This window comes from Bradyrhizobium sp. CCBAU 51753 (assembly GCF_015291565.1).
In the GTDB taxonomy this organism is placed as follows: domain Bacteria; phylum Pseudomonadota; class Alphaproteobacteria; order Rhizobiales; family Xanthobacteraceae; genus Bradyrhizobium; species Bradyrhizobium ivorense.
On sequence record NZ_CP030037.1, the window covers coordinates 5882725 to 5896975 of the forward strand.

Annotated in this window: 10 protein-coding genes; 2 read left to right on the plus strand and 8 right to left on the minus strand. The window is 66.0% G+C overall.

Going from position 1 to position 14251, the window contains the following annotated elements:
- Positions 1 to 178: 178 nt before the first annotated feature.
- The 5 genes from XH93_RS26880 to XH93_RS26900 form a co-directional block, all read right to left on the minus strand.
- Entirely contained in the window at positions 179 to 2176 is a 1998-nt protein-coding gene (locus XH93_RS26880) for a serine hydrolase (RefSeq protein WP_194469801.1), read from the minus strand.
- A gap of 126 nt (positions 2177 to 2302) precedes the next feature.
- The gene (locus XH93_RS26885) at positions 2303 to 3358 is read right to left on the minus strand and encodes an AraC family transcriptional regulator (protein WP_194469802.1); all 1056 of its coding nucleotides are present in this window, start codon (positions 3356 to 3358) and stop codon (positions 2303 to 2305) included.
- 254 nt (positions 3359 to 3612) lie between these two features.
- Positions 3613 to 5871 carry a xanthine dehydrogenase family protein molybdopterin-binding subunit gene (locus XH93_RS26890; protein ID WP_194469803.1) on the minus strand — a complete coding sequence of 753 codons (2259 nt, stop codon included), beginning with the start codon at positions 5869 to 5871 and terminating at the stop codon, positions 3613 to 3615.
- A complete protein-coding gene (locus XH93_RS26895; RefSeq protein WP_194469804.1) occupies positions 5868 to 6362 on the minus strand; it encodes a (2Fe-2S)-binding protein in 495 nt (164 codons plus the stop codon). Before XH93_RS26895 ends, XH93_RS26890 begins: the two co-directional genes overlap by 4 nt.
- Positions 6363 to 6366: 4 nt before the next feature.
- Positions 6367 to 7227 (minus strand): xanthine dehydrogenase family protein subunit M, encoded by an 861-nt coding sequence (locus XH93_RS26900; RefSeq protein ID WP_194475348.1) that lies wholly within the window; start codon positions 7225 to 7227, stop codon positions 6367 to 6369.
- 260 nt (positions 7228 to 7487) lie between these two features.
- On the opposite strand from XH93_RS26900, the gene XH93_RS26905 reads away from it, so the two are divergent.
- The gene (locus XH93_RS26905; RefSeq protein ID WP_194469805.1) at positions 7488 to 9092 is read left to right on the plus strand and encodes an ABC transporter substrate-binding protein; all 1605 of its coding nucleotides are present in this window, start codon (positions 7488 to 7490) and stop codon (positions 9090 to 9092) included.
- 182 nt (positions 9093 to 9274) lie between these two features.
- Here XH93_RS26905 and XH93_RS26910 read toward each other — a convergent pair whose 3' ends face one another.
- Positions 9275 to 11284, minus strand: coding sequence for an SPFH domain-containing protein (locus tag XH93_RS26910; protein WP_194469806.1), 2010 nt, complete (start codon positions 11282 to 11284; stop codon positions 9275 to 9277).
- The gene (locus XH93_RS26915; protein WP_194475546.1) at positions 11262 to 11579 is read right to left on the minus strand and encodes a hypothetical protein; all 318 of its coding nucleotides are present in this window, start codon (positions 11577 to 11579) and stop codon (positions 11262 to 11264) included. The genes XH93_RS26910 and XH93_RS26915 overlap by 23 nt, the downstream gene beginning before the upstream one ends.
- A 65-nt stretch (positions 11580 to 11644) precedes the next feature.
- Here XH93_RS26915 and XH93_RS26920 point away from each other — a divergent pair, with 65 nt between their 5' ends.
- Positions 11645 to 12865, plus strand: coding sequence for an ABC transporter substrate-binding protein (locus XH93_RS26920; protein WP_194469807.1), 1221 nt, complete (start codon positions 11645 to 11647; stop codon positions 12863 to 12865).
- Between the two features lie 207 nt (positions 12866 to 13072).
- On the opposite strand, the gene XH93_RS26925 is transcribed toward XH93_RS26920, so the two are convergent.
- Positions 13073 to 14212 carry an amidohydrolase/deacetylase family metallohydrolase gene (locus tag XH93_RS26925; RefSeq protein ID WP_194469808.1) on the minus strand — a complete coding sequence of 380 codons (1140 nt, stop codon included), beginning with the start codon at positions 14210 to 14212 and terminating at the stop codon, positions 13073 to 13075.
- Between the last annotated feature and the right edge of the window lie 39 nt (positions 14213 to 14251).

The following is a 14251-nucleotide window of genomic DNA, read 5'->3' on the forward strand; positions in this document are numbered from 1 at the left end:
AAATTGAAGGAACCCGATCTGCTGCGTTCGCGGAGACTCCCCCTCACCCGGAACGCATCTACGATGCGTTCCGACCTCTCCCCGCATCCGCCTTCGCCCGAAGGCGGGCTTCGGCGGACAAGCGCGGGGCGAGGTGAAGCAGAGCCCGTTGCTCGATTCGAGGTAAAGTCATCGCGCGCTATCTCGCTCCTGGTGCGATCAGCGCCGCCTTCTGCTCCAAGGGCCCGGGATTGAGGATCAGCCCGGCGACCTTGCCGGCGGCATCGCGGACGAAGGCGATGCGGGTGTGATCCTCGTCGTTGACGATGAAGTCGTTGGCTGACGTCGCCACCAGCGGCGTCGCCTTGCCGTGCTCGAATGCGAGGATCGGCCAGGCTCCCGTGGCCTCTGCGACGAGCTTGCCTTGCTCGACGCGAAGCTGAAGCTGGACCACGTTGGCGCGGCGCGCGGCCCTGACGACGCCGAGCTCGCTTGCATCAGCCTCACCCTTGCGGACAATTTTCAGCCTGATCGTCGTGTCGGCTGGCCCGCGCAGCCGGGCCAGAACGTCGGTGAGCGAAAGGCCCTTGAGCGGCGCGCCGTCGAGCTCGGTGACGAGATCGCCCGCCGCAAGGCCGGCCTTGGTCGCAGGACTGTTGGCGATCGGCCGGTTGATCCGCAGGCCCTCCTGCTCCATCGCGACGAATGCCTCGATCCCGAGCCATCCGGTCTTGCCGTCGGCGAGGCCCTGCCGGTCACGCGAACTCACGGAGGAGCCGAAGTCGTAGCTCCCGACGTAATCGGCGAGCACTTCGGGGCTGACCGTCGCCGGCACCGCAGACGCGGTCGAGGACGGCTGCGAAACTTCGAGCGCACCGTATGTGAGATGATTGATCCCCGCGGAGATCACCGCCGCGCGCCCCTTGCTGCCGGGCGTGGCCTGGACCATCTGCAAGCCGATCAGTTTCTCTGCCGGATCGATCCAGAAATAGGTGCCCCACAATCCGGCCCAGGAGTAGCTGCCGACCGCTCCCGGGATCCAGCTGAAGACGGGATTGGCGCGGATACCAAAGCCGAGCCCGAAGGTGGTCCCGGCGCGGGCGCCGACCTCGTCGCCGCCGAAGATGCGGACGTCCGGCGACAGCGCGTTCGTCGTCATCTGCTTCACCGCCTGCGCCGTGAGCACGCGCACGCCGTCGAGCTCGCCGTCATTCAGCAGCATCTGGCAGAAGCGGAGATAGTCGGGCGCGGTCGACACCAGCCCGCCGCCGCCGGCAAACAGTTTTGGCGGCGTCGTGACATCCCAGATCGGCGGCCGTTCCGGCGTCGGAGAATCGACCAGGCGGCCAAGCTTCTCCTTCGGAACGTAAAAGCCGGTGTCGATCATATGCAGCGGCGCAAAGATGCGGTCCTGCAGGAACTGATCGAGGGGCTGGCCGGATGCAACTTCGACGACGCGGCCCAGCACATCGGCGTTCCAGCCATATTCATGAACCTCGCCGGGCTGATGGGCGAGCGGCAGGCTGGCGAGGCTGGACACGAAATCGGCCAGCGTCTTGTCCCGCCGGAACACCGCCCTCCAGCCATAGAGCATGTGGATGGTGCGAATCTCCTGCGCGTCGTTCGGGTCGGAAAGGCCGCGCTCCGGATAGGCAAAATCCATTTCCGGATAGACCAGACCGGAGGTATGGCGCAGCAGGTCGCGCACCGTCATCGGCCGTTTTGGCGGCTCGAGCCCGTACTCGGTCTTGCCGCTGGCCGCATCGGTCTTTCGGAACGCGACCCGCATCTCCGCGAGCTCGGGCAGATAGCGGGCGACGGGCGCGTCGAGCTCGAGCTTGCCGTCATCGACCAGGATCATGGCGGCGACGCTGGTCACCGGCTTGGTCATCGAGGCGATCCAGAAGATGGAGTTCGTCTGCATCGGGACCGTTTTGGCGCGGTCCTGAAAGCCGACCGCCTGCAGGTAGGCGAGCTTGCCGTCCTTGGCGATGGCGACGACGGCGCCGGGAAGCAGACCCTCGGTCGGCGGGAACGCATCGAAGCGGGCTTGATACCAGGGCGCGATCCGCGCCAGACGCGCGGCTGAGAAGCCGAGGCTCTCGGCATCGCCCGGTGCCGTCAGGTCATCGGCGGAGGCCGCCCCGGACAGGCAAAGCAGGATGGCAACGCTCCAGATCGATGCGATGAGCTTCATCCGGGATTCTCCATATGAACGGCAACGTTGCGGGGCCCTGCCCGCCGAATCGACGGTTGCACATGCGAAACTGCGCCGCGCGCCGATTCCGGCGCCCGGACTGGCCGATTTCTGCAAACGGGCGGATTATTTCGGAATCGGCAAGGGCTCGGCGCCCTCAGCGCCACCGAGTCGGGCACGACGGTACTCGGTCGGGGTGAGCCCGGTATGCGCCTTGAAGGCGCGGTTGAAGGGGCCGATCGAGCCGAAGCCGGCGTCGAGCGCAATCGTCAGGATCGGCACCTCGGCCTGGCCGGGATCGCGCAGCGCGGCCTCGGCCTCGGCCAGCCGATAGCCGTTGACGAAGGCGCTGAAGTTGCGATGGCCGAGTTGCCCGTTGATCAGGCGGCGCAGCCGATATTCGGGAATGTCGAGCTTTTGCGCCAACGACGTCACGCTGAGGTCCGGCTCGCGATAGACCTTGTCGTGGTCGATCAGCCTGCGCAGCGCCTCGACCAGCGCCGCATCGGCCGACGCGGCCGGCTCGCTGCCGTTGGCGGATGGCTTCGACCCGGCGCGCGCCACAGCCGGCGCCATCGGCTCTCCGGTCGATGGCAGCGAGCCCACCGCCGCAAACAGGAAGATCAACCCGACCAGCGCGGCGGCATTGGCGAGACTGAAGGGTGCGGACGATAGCGCGCCCGGCCAGATCCAGTCCGACGCGACGCTTAGCACCGTGTAGAGCGCGATCGCAACCGCATACCAGACGCGAAGCCGGCGCCTTCCCTCCACCAGGTCGGTCGCCCGGCCGGCCAGCGCATGCCAGATCCCGAGCAGCAGGCAAAGCAGCAGCAAGGCGGAGTGCAGCGCCGCGCTGGTGTAAGTCGGCCGGCCCAACGTTTCGAGCACGCCGAGCACGATGAACACCAGCCAGGCGAGCGCGTGGTACCAGCGCGGGCGAAACTCATCGGTGAAGATCGCGCCCATCGTGAGCCAGAATGCGACCGGCGTGCCGGCGCCGACGAGGTGGACCAGACATCGCCAGCGCAAATCCAGCGCGCCGAAATTGGGAGCGGATTCGACGACATAGGCTGCAATGCCGATCAGCAGCAGTGCGGAATAGCGGCTGACCTGATTGCTTCGCGCGTCGCGGGCCAGCGTCACGATGCGGAACAGCAGCAGCACGACTGCCCCGCCTCGCAATGCAGCTTCCAGGGTCGACATCCGATTCAACGGCCCGATTGAGATCGTTCCGAGAGGACCGCATCGGGGGGAGCGGTGTCAACAGGGCGCGGCCTGCGCCCCCTCGCCCCGTTCTTACGGGGAGAGGGTTGGGGTGAGGGGCCGTCTCCGCATGGACGGCGAAAGTTGCGCTCGCGGAGACTCCCCCTCACCCGCAACGCATCTGGCGATGCGTTGCGACCTCTCCCCGCAAGCGGGGCGAGGTGAAGCGTCCCCTACTCCGCCGCCTGTTGCGTTGGCGCGTCCAGCGCTTCCGACACCTTTGGCGGCGACATCGGCAGGCTGTAGAAGCGTTTGCCCAGCGCGTTGTGCACCGCGTTGGCCACCGCGGCCATGACAGGCACCAGCGGCACTTCGCCGACGCCCTTGACGCCCTGCGGATGTTTCGGGTTCGGCACTTCGACCAGCGCGCAATCCAGCATCGGCAGATCGGAGCAGACCGGCATGCGATAGTCCAGGAAGCCGGGATTATCGACCTTGCCGTCCTTGTTGTAGATGTACTCCTCGTTCAGCGCCCAGCCGATGCCCTGCGCCACGCCGCCCTGCAGCTGGCCCTCGACATAGCTCGGATGGATGGCCCGGCCGACGTCCTGCACCGCGGTGTAGCGGATCACGCGGACGATGCCGAGATCGACATCGACCTCGACGTCGCAGATGTGGGTGCCGAAGCCGCCCTCGGCGCCTTGCGTGTTGAGCTGCACGCTGGCGCCGATCGGACCGCCCTGCGACGGCGCCTTCTCGGCGAGGTCGGCGAGCGTCAGCGGCTTGAACTCGCCGGCATTCGGGCTCACCGGATGCGCGGCGCCGTCCTCCCACTTGACCGCCTCGGGGTCGATCTCCCAGATCTTCGCGGCGCGCTCGCGCAGGGTGGCGATGATCTTGTCGGTCGCCTGCGTCACCACCATCGAGGAGGCGAACAGCACGCGGCTGCCGCCGGTCAGGTTGGAGAAGCCGACCGTCTGAGTGTCGCCGATGATGACGGAGATGCGCTTGTAGTCGATGCCGAGCAGTTCGGCGCAGATGTTGGCGATGCCGGCGCGCGAGCCGCCGATATCGGGGTGACCGGTGGTGACGACGACGTTGCCGTCCTCGGTGATGTTGACCTGCGCGGAGGATTCGCCTCCGGCGTTGAACCAGAAGCCCGACGCGACGCCCCGTCCCTGCAGCTTGCCGAGCGGCGCGGCATAATGCGGATGGTTCTTTGCCGCCTCTAGCGTCTCGATGTAGCCGATGCGCGGGAACACCGGGCCGTGCGCCGCCTTGGTGCCCTCCTTCGCCGCGTTCTTCAGCCGCAGTTCGAGCGGGTCCATCTTCAGGGCCTCGGCGAGCTCGTCGAGCACGCATTCCACCGCATAGGCGCCGATCGGCGCGCCCGGCGCGCGATAGGCCGCGACCTTGGAGCGGTTGGAGCAGACGTCAAAGCCTTCCGACAGAATGTGCGGGATGTCGTAGGGCGCAAAGCTGCAGCCGACCGCGCCGCGGATCGGCGAGCCCGGGAAGGCGCCGGCCTGCAGGTAGAACGCGCCGTGGGCGGCGACGATGGTGCCGTCCTTCTTGGCGCCGATCTTCACCGTGCTCTTGGAGCCCGAGGTCGGACCGGTGGCGCGCATCACCTCCTCGCGCGTCATCACCATCTTCACCGGACGGCCGGATTTTTTCGCGAGCAGGGTCGCCAGCGGCTCGAGATAGACGATGGTCTTGCCGCCAAAGCCGCCGCCGATCTCGGCGGGGATGGCGCGGATGTCGCTCTGCGGGATGCCCGTCAGCATCGAGGTCATCGCGCGCACCATGAACTGGCCCTGGCTCGACGACCAGATCGTGGTCTTGCCGTCGGCCGCAACCGAGATCAGGCAGGCGTGCGGCTCGATATAGCCCTGGTGCACCGGGCGCGTGGTGAAGGAGCGCTCGATCACGATCTCGGCGTCCTTGAAACCTTGCGCGATGTCGCCCTTCTTGGATTCGATACGGCCCATGATGTTCGACGGCTTGCCGTCGAACCTGTTGAACTCGTGCAGGATCGGCGCGCCGTCCTTCAGCGCGTCGTCGATCTCGATCGCCCAGGGCAGCACCTCATAGTCGACCTCGATCAGCTTGCAGGCCTCGGCGGCGATCGCTTCCGTGGTCGCCGCCACCGCGGCGACGGGGTGGCCGGGGAACAGCGCCTTGTCGCGCGCCATCACGTTGCGGCACATCCAGCGCATGTCCTGGATGCCGAGCATCACGGCGCCCTTCTCGATCGTGAAATCGACGATGTCACGTGCGGTGACGACCCCCTTCACGCCGGGCAGCGCCTCGGCCTTCGCGGTGTTGATCGACTTGATCCGCGCATGCGGATGCGGGCTGCGCAACACCTTGCCCCAGATCATGCCGGGCATCGTGGTGTCGGCGGCGAACGCCGCGCGGCCCGTCACCTTGTCGACGCCGTCGGGCCGGATGGTGCGCTGGCCGATCCATTTGTTGTTGAGGACGTTCATTGCGCTGCCTCCTGAATTCCCTGGCGCATTTCGGCGGCGGTCTCCATCACCGCACGGACGATCTTGTCGTAGCCGGTGCACCGGCAGAGATTGCCGGCGAGCCAGAACCGGACTTCCTCCTCGGTCGGGTCCGGATTCTGCTTCAAGAGCGCGTCGGAGGCGACCAGCATGCCCGAGGTGCAGATGCCGCACTGGAGCGCGGCGTGCTCCAGGAACTTCTGCTGCAGCGGATGCAGTCTTTCGCCGTTGGCCATGCCCTCGATGGTCCGGATCTGATGCCCCTCGGCCTCGGCCGCGAGCATCAGGCAGGAACACACCAGCCGATCGTCGAGCGTGATCGAGCAGGCGCCGCAATCGCCGGACGAGCAGCCCTCCTTGGAGCCGGTGAGCCCGAGCTGGCCACGCAGCGCGTCGAGCATGGTCTCATACGGCTCGCACAAAAATTCCGTCGGCTCGCCGTTGACGGTGGTGGTGACGTGCAGTTTCGCCATGGTGCTAGTTTCCTCCGGCGCGCTTGGCGGCGATCGCGGTCGTGCGCTTGAGCAGCACGCCTGCGGTTTTGACGCGATAGGCAATGGTGCCGCGCTTGTCGTCGATCGGACGGCAGGCGGCGCGGCAAGCAGCGGCTGCAGCTTCCAGCGCTGTTACGTCGAGTTTCGAGCCGATCAGCGCCTTGGCCGCCGGCTCGACCAGCAGCGCGGTCGGCGCCACCGCGCCGAGGCCGACGCGGGCCGCGGTGCAGACGCCGTCCTTCAGGGTCAGGCTGACACCGAGGCCGACCACCGCGATGTCCATCTCAGTGCGCGGGATCATACGCAAATAGGCGTCGCTCGATCCCGCGGGCCGCTGCGGCAAGGTAAAGCTGACCAGGATCTCGCCCTGCTTGAGGTTGGTGCGGCCGGGGCCGGCCGGCACATCCTCGACCTTGAGCTCGCGGCGGCCGTTCGGGCCTTGCAGGGTGACGACGGCACCGGCCGCGATCATCGCCGGCACGCTGTCGCCGGCCGGCGAGCCGTTGCAGAGATTGCCGCCGGCCGATGCCCGGCCCTGCACCTGTTTGGAGCCGATCAGGTTGACGGCCTCGAGCACGCCGGGCCAGACCTTGCCGAAGCGCGGATGCTCCAACAGCTCCATGCCGGAGACTGCGGCGCCGACCCGAAAACCGCCGTCGGCGGTTTCGGTGATTTCGGTCATCTCGCCGATCTTCTTGATGTCGACGATCAATCCCGGCCGCACCAGGCCGGAGCGCATTTGCACCAACAAATCGGTGCCGCCTGCCATAATGCGGGCGGCACTTCCGGCGGCAGCGAATGCGCCAATCGCTTCATCAAGCGTGCGCGGTGCTACGTATCGGATATCGGTCATGAGGCTACCTTAGTCTCCCTCGGCTGCTTGTTCCCTTGGCGGGGGCCTTATCTTGGCCGGCAGACCGCAAGCCTACACGGCGGACCGCGGTCCGAACAGCCTTCGAGATGCGGTGGAATGCGCAGGCTCCTATGCAGGATGCGCGCTTGCGCGGCAGAGTTGCAGCATCGCCGGCCTCGATCCGATCGGACCCTTGCTTGCTTTGGATCGCGGATTAGTGAAGCATGCGGCGGTCATATCGGGAGACAGCGATGCCCCATGTTTCGCGCCGAACTCTCCTCAAGCTTGCGGCCAGCGTGCCGATCGCGATGCCGGCCGTGCCGACGTCGCGCGCCGCCGCCGCGGGCAAAGGCAAGACCATCACCGCGGTGATGCATTCCGATCTGCGCATCACCGACCCCGGCTTCACCACCGCCTACATCACCCGCGACCATGGCTACATGGTCTACGACACGCTGCTCGGCATCGATGCCAGCTTCAAGGTGCGGCCTCAGATGGCGGAATGGACGGTCTCCGACGACAAGCTGACCTACACCTTCACGCTGCGCGACGGGTTGAAATGGCATGACGGCGCGCCCGTCACCGCCGAGGACTGCGTCGCTTCGCTGAAGCGCTGGGCCACCGTCGACGGCATGGCGCAGAAGCTGATGGATTTCACCGCGAGCTTAGAGGCCGGCGGGCCGAAGGACATCGTGCTCAAGCTCAAGGAGCCCTACGGCCTGGTGCTGGAGACGATCTCGAAACCGTCCTCCTATGTCGCGTTCATGATGCCGAAGCGGCTGGCGGAGACGCCGGCCGGCAAGCAGATTCCGGAGCAGATCGGCTCAGGCCCGTTCAAGTTCGTAGCCGGCGAATTCCAGCCGGGCGTGAAGGCGGCCTATGAGCGCAACGCCGACTATGTGCCGCGCAAGGAGAAGCCGGAGTGGACCTCGGGCGGCAAGGTCGCGAAGGTCGATCGCGTCGAGTGGATCACGATGCCGGATGCGCAGACCGCGATCAACGCGCTGCAATCCGGCGACATCGATTTCCTGGAGCAGCCGTCGATCGACCTGTTGCCGGTGCTGGAGGCCAATGCCGAGCTCAATGTCGCGGTGCTCAACAAGTTCGGCTTCCAGATCAACGGCCGGATGAATTTTCTGCACCCGCCGTTCGACAACGTCAAAATCCGCCGCGCCGCGTTGCTGGCGCTGAACCAGAAGGACGTGCTCGACGCCACCGTCGGCAACTCGAAATATTACGAGATCTGCGGCGCCTATTTCGCCTGCGACACGCCGCTCGCCAGCGACGCCGGCGCCGGGACGCTGATCAAGGGAGGCGGCATGGCCGAGGCCAAGAAGGCGCTGGCCGCCTCCGGCTATGACGGCACGCCGGTCGTGATCATGGTGCCCGGCGACGTGCAGACGCTGAAGGGGCCGCCGATCGTGGCGGCGCAGCGGCTGCGCGAGGCCGGCTTCAACGTCGACGCGCAGGCGACCGACTGGCAGACCGTGGTCAGCCGCCGCGCCAGCCAGAAGCCGCCGAAGGAAGGCGGCTGGAACATGTTCTTCACCTTCACCGGCGCCACCGAAGTGATGAACCCGATCGTCAACAACCAGATCGCCGCCAACGGCAAGCGCGCCTGGTTCGGCTGGCCGGAGGACGACAAGCTCGAGCAGATGCGTGACGCCTATGCGCGCGCGACTTCTACTGAGGAGCAGAAGCAGCTCGCGCTCGAGATCCAGAAGGAAGCCTATGAGCAGGTGGTCTACATTCCGCTCGGCCAGTTCCGGCTACCGAGCGCCTGGAGGAAATCGCTGAGCGGGGTGCTGGAAGGCCCGGCACCGCCGGTGTTCTGGAACATCGACAAGAGCGAATAGCATGGATCGAGCCGCAGACTCGGTTCACCTCTCCCTTGGGAGAGGTCGATTTGCCCCTGGCGATGCGAAGCATCGTCCAGTGCAAATCGGGTGAGGGGCCACGGCGCCCACGAGGGACCGTAACCCCTCACCCGGCGCTGCGCGCCGACCTCTCCCAGAGGGAGAGGTGGCAGCGCGCAACGTCACTGGCCGTTAGCGCGGCGCGCGGGCTTCGGCGCCTCGTCCTTCAGCTTTTCCAGCGCGCCGGGCATCATCTGCCCGAACAGCGAGCTCAGCATCGCGGTCGGGATCAGACCCGCACCAGAGCCCTCGCCCGCCGGCCCGCCCGACATCAGGAATTGCGGCACCAGCGGCTGGTTGATCCGCGTCAGCGCATCCGCGAACTTCGCAAAGTTCTGCTCGGCCAGCCGGTACTCCGGGCCACCATAGGCATCGACCGCCAGCTTGGTCGCCTGCGCATTGGCGGCGCCGACCGCGAGCACCCGGTCGGCCTCGCCCTGGCCTTCGAGCCGCGACTGCTCGCCGACCGCGGCGGCGGTGACCTTGCGGGTCTCGGCGTCCTTCTGCGCACGCGCAAGGGCCGCCGCGCCCTCGTTCTCGTTGACCTTGACCTGGATCAGCGACTGCGTCAGCGCGGTCTGCGCCGCCGCCGTCGCCTTGGCCTCGTTCAGCGCGCGCTCCTGCACTGCGGCCTTCTCCTGCTCCTGATAGGTCTCGATCTGCTCGCGCGCGATCTGGCGCGAGCGCAGTTGGATCAGGATGTTCTCGATGGTGTGGTCACCCGCCGCGGCGCGCGGCGTGCCGATCAGCACTTCCTGGAGGTCGAGCGAGTAGCTCTCGAACTTCGCCTTCATCTCGTCCGCCGCCTCGGCCTGGACCGCGGCGCGGTTCTGCAACAGCTCGATCAGCGTCATCTTCTGCGCGATGTTCTTGAAGAACGCCGAGACCATCGGATCGAGCGTCTGCTCGACCAGCTTCTTCACGTCGCCGAAGCGCTGGATGATCATCGGCGCCTTCTTGTAGTCGATATGCATCACCACCGAGAGCGGCAGCGTCGGCTCGAACGCGTCCTTGGTGATCAGCGAGATTTCCGACAGGTTCTCGTCGAGCTTCATCGCGCCGACCTCGCCGCGCACCCATTTCAGGATGAAGTTGACGGTCGGAATGATCTCGATCTTGCCGGCATAGGTGTTGAAGGCGTACTTGCCCGGCAGCAGCGGATCCTTCCAGACGCCGCGGCTGCCGTTGAGCACGAGCTCGCCGTGGCGATACTGCTCGCCCGAGACGTCGTCGGTGCGCGGACCGGTGTAGAAGATGACGACGCCGACATTGCCGACCGGGATCACGGTCTTCGGCACCGCCTCGACGGTCGCGAACAGGCGGTTGATGTACCAGGTGCCCTCGACGATCACCTGCAGCTGGCGGCCGCGATAGCCGCCGCCCGCCAGGAATTTCTCGGGCTCCTGAAAATTGTTGTGAAAGGTCGCCTCCTCGCGCAGGTCGGTGCCGACCTCGGGCGCGATGATCTCGCCCGGAGGCAGCGACGGACCGTCATGCACGGTGACGACACCGACCAGATCGTGATCGGCGGCCAGCACCACCGGGGCAAAGCCCCAGCGCTCGGTGATCGTGAGCTGCATGCTCTCGAGCACGCCACGCTCGCGCTCGCTCAGCGCATGGCCATACACCCGCTCGTCGGTGATGACGGCGAACTGCGTGGTGTTGATGGCATAGGTACCCTCGCGCAGCACCTTGCGCTGCGGGCCCTTCTGGCCGCCGCCGAGCAGGAAGCGGCGCGCGTCCTGGAAGTCGGATTTGTCTTCGGTGTCGTTGGCGCCGAGCACCTGCGAGAGCTCAAGCGGCGCACCGTCGCGCGCAAACACGTAGGCGATCTTGCCCTGGCCGACGGTCACGAGGTCGGAGGTGTGAATCCGGTACATGAAGGGAAACATCACGTGCAGGCCGCCGCGCAGCACTTCGGGTTCAAAGCCGGCCTCGCCGTTCAGCGCGATGAAGCCGTCATCGATCGAACCTTTCAGCGACCATAGCTTTTCGACGATGCCGACCTGATTGTTTGGAATGTAACGAAATACGTTTGATACGCGCAGCAGGATCACACATGCGACCGCTGCAGCGATCCAAATGGCCGGTTGGGTTAAACCTGAGCCATTAAGAAAACCGAGGAAGTCCATAGTCCATCTCCACAATTCGCAACTGGGCGGTTTGGGAACCCAAACCTGCACCCAAGAATTGCGGTGCGGAGATGTGGTGCGCGGCCTTGCCGGCACAAGGCGAGGGACGCAGTGCGGCGTGCCAATCTTTTTTTGCTGACAGCATGAACCGCGGAACGAATCGCGCGACATCCGCGCGATCACGTTGCCGCGATTGCTGATCAGTCGGGCGTATTTCCACGCCGCTTCGGGCAAAACGCCCGACAACATTGCGAGACCGTTTGTGCGCCGATGCTGTAGGGTCGGTTTGCTGCATCGACGCGTCGCGAGAACCGGCACGCGCTTGATGTTTCGTCTTACCGCCGACCGTGGAGTCCCGCGATGCCTGCAATATGGCGCAGACCGGCGATCGGAGCGGCAATCATCAGCCTCAGTCTATTCGCCGCGGCCGAGATGCGCGCCGAAAGCCGCAAATACGATCCCGGCGCCAGCGACACCGAAATCAAGGTTGGACAGACGATGCCCTATAGCGGCCCGGTGTCGGCCTTCGCGGTCATCGGCAAGGTGCAGGAGGCCTATTTCCGCATGATCAATGACCGCGGCGGCGTCAACGGCCGCCGGATCAACCTGATCTCCTATGACGATGCCGCGACGCCGGCCAAGACGGTCGAGCAGGTTCGCAAGCTGGTCGAACGCGACGAGGTCCTGTTCACGTTCCAGGGCGTCGGCAACGCGCCAAACATCGCCGTGCAGAAATACCTCAACGACCGACACGTCCCGCAACTGTTTGCGGGCGGGCGCGCCACGCGGTTCGAGGATCCGGTCAATTTTCCATGGACCATGGGATTTGCGCCGAACCTGCGCACCGAGATCCGCGTCTATGTGCGTTTCATTCTCGACAATCATCCTAATGCCAGGATCGGCCTGCTCTACCAGAACGACGAGAGCGGAAAGGAATATCTCGCGGGGCTGAAGGACGCGCTCGGCGCGCGGGCGCCGGCGATGCTCGCGTCGGAAGCCCCCTATGACGTGACGGACCCGACCATCGATACGCAGGTGGTCCGGCTCAAGGCCGCCGGGATCGACGTGCTGATCGACATGGCCGCGCCGAAATTCGCCGCCCAGGCCATCCGCAAGGCGGCCGAACTCGGCTGGCAACCACTGCACCTGCTCGGCGTCGGTTCGTCCTCGATCGACGCGGTGCTGGTGCCGGCGGGAGTCGGGAATGCCAAGGGACTGATCTCGGCGAGCTCGTTCAAGGAGGCAAGCGATCCTAGCTGGGCTGACGATGCCGGCATGAAGAGATGGCGCGCATTCATGGACGCGTATTATCCGGAGGGCGACCGCAAGAGCCTGTTCACGGTCTACGGCTACAGCGCGGCCGAGCTGCTGGTGCAGGTGCTGAAACAATGCGGCGACGATGTCTCGCGCGACAACATCATGCGCCAGGCTGCCAACCTGAACAACGTCGAGCTCGATCTGCTGCTGCCCGGCCTTGCCATCAACACCAGCCGCGCCGACTATCGCGTGATCAAGCAGTTCCGCATGATGCGCTTCACCGGCGAGCGATGGGAGCCGTTCGGGCCGATCGTCGCTGATTAGACATGCATGATTGGATTGCGTTCATCTGCAGCAGCACAGCAGGTCCACCTCTCCCTTGGGAGAGGTCGATTTGCGCAGCAAATCGGGTGAGGGGTTACGGTCTATCGAGAGCAAGACCCCTCACCCGGATTGCACCGGACGATGCTTCGCATCGCCGAGCGCAATCCGACCTCTCCCCGACGGGGAGAGGTGAAGCGCCGGCGCCGGTCATGTCGGGTGCCACCAGCGGCCGCCGATCACGACGCCTTCCGACGCGATCTTGCGATTGCCGGTCAGGTGCTCGCCGACCACGTCGACATAGTCGAACTGCCCTTCCCGCACCGAGATCAGCGTGGCGTCGCCGACGCTGCCCGGCTTCAGGCTGCCGAGCTCCGGCCGGCGCAGCGCCATCGCCGCATTGACCGTGGAGGCCGCGATCACGTCGGGCAGCGGCATCCCCATGCAGAGGAATTTCGACATCGTCGTCACCTGGTCGAACGCGGGGCCGTCGATGCAGAGCTGATGGATGTCAGACGAGATGGTGTCGGGATAGAAGCCGTTGGCGAGCATCGCGCGCGCGGTCTTGAACGCGAACGAGCCCTTGCCGTGACCGATGTCGAAGATCACGCCGCGCTCGCGCGCCTCGAGCACGCTCCTTTTCACCGTGCCCTGCGCGGTCGCCGGCGTGTTCGGGAATGGACGGAACGCGTGGGTCAGCACATCGCCGGGACGCAGGCGCGCCAGCACCTCCTCATAGCTCGGCGGCGGATGGTCGATATGCGCCATCAGGGGCATGCCGACTTGCTCCGCAACCTCCAGCGCGATCTCGAGCGGCACGATCCCCGATGTGCCGGAGGCGAACAGCCCGACCCGCACCTTGATGCCGACGATGAGGTCGCGGTTCGCGTCAGCGACGCGCGCGGCGTCGACCGGATTCATCAGCCGCAATTCCTCGCTCTCGCCGACCATCACCCGGTCAGAGAAGCCGAAGATGCCGGCATGGGAGACGTGCAGATAGGCGAGGATGCGGACCTGGCTCGGCTCGATCACATGCTTGCGGAAACCGGCAAAGTTGCCCGGGCCGGCGCTGCCGGTATCGACCGCGGTGGTGACGCCCGAGGTGCGGCAAAACTCCTCCGCATCGATGCCGAGCGAGGTGCCGCCCCAATAGACATGGGTGTGCAGGTCGATGATCCCCGGCGTGACGATCAGCCCGGACACGTCGCGCACCTCGGTCGCGGGATCGGCGGCGAGCGCGTTGCCGACCGCGGCCACCTTGCCGCCCCTGAACGCCACATCGGTCACGGCATCGAGCTTCTGCGAGGGGTCGATCACCCGGCCACCGCGCAGGATCAAGTCAAAAGGCATCATCATCTCCGGATTAAGAGCTCCGCTCCGACGGAATCG

What these genes read in the sequence shown, in the direction of transcription:
- XH93_RS26880 (WP_194469801.1), bottom strand. Translation starts at nt 2,176, where the DNA reads ATGAAGCTCATCGCATCGATCTGGAGCGTTGCCATCCTGCTTTGCCTG.
- XH93_RS26890 (WP_194469803.1), bottom strand. Translation starts at nt 5,871, where the DNA reads ATGAACGTCCTCAACAACAAATGGATCGGCCAGCGCACCATCCGGCCC.
- XH93_RS26895 (WP_194469804.1), bottom strand. Translation starts at nt 6,362, where the DNA reads ATGGCGAAACTGCACGTCACCACCACCGTCAACGGCGAGCCGACGGAA.
- XH93_RS26905 (WP_194469805.1), top strand. Translation starts at nt 7,488, where the DNA reads ATGCCCCATGTTTCGCGCCGAACTCTCCTCAAGCTTGCGGCCAGCGTG.
- XH93_RS26910 (WP_194469806.1), bottom strand. Translation starts at nt 11,284, where the DNA reads ATGGACTTCCTCGGTTTTCTTAATGGCTCAGGTTTAACCCAACCGGCC.
- XH93_RS26915 (WP_194475546.1), bottom strand. Translation starts at nt 11,579, where the DNA reads ATGCAGCAAACCGACCCTACAGCATCGGCGCACAAACGGTCTCGCAAT.
- XH93_RS26920 (WP_194469807.1), top strand. Translation starts at nt 11,645, where the DNA reads ATGCCTGCAATATGGCGCAGACCGGCGATCGGAGCGGCAATCATCAGC.
- XH93_RS26925 (WP_194469808.1), bottom strand. Translation starts at nt 14,212, where the DNA reads ATGCCTTTTGACTTGATCCTGCGCGGTGGCCGGGTGATCGACCCCTCG.